The organism is Bradyrhizobium sp. Kon56, assembly GCF_055807635.1.
Window position 1 is genome coordinate 1 of sequence record NZ_JBVVOU010000360.1, and the last position, 288, is coordinate 288.

Here is a 288-nt window from a genome sequence, read left to right on the forward strand (position 1 = left end):
GTCTGGGTTCCACTACAGTCGGACTTCCCGCCAGCGTCCTGGTGAATATCGGCGCTATCGCTTCCGTTCAGCGATCCTTTTTACCTGACGCGCTAGCCAAGTTTCATCAACAGTGCCCGCAGTGCCGGACCCGCGTGATCCCGGGGCTTTCCATGGAGCTGGTCAATATGGTGGATGCGGGAGAAATCGATATGGCGGCGATCATTCGCCCGCCGTTTTCGCTGCAAAGCGATCTGCGTTGGACGACATTGGCGCTGGAACCCTACCGTCTGATTATCCCGCGCGACG

At 58.7% G+C, this 288-nt stretch carries 1 protein-coding gene; it reads left to right on the plus strand.

Annotated elements, in window-relative coordinates; genetic code table 11:
- Positions 1–41: 41 nt before the first annotated feature.
- A partial coding sequence (locus AC0L3B_RS39305) for a LysR substrate-binding domain-containing protein (RefSeq protein WP_473383163.1) occupies positions 42–288 on the plus strand: 247 nt, incomplete at its 3' end.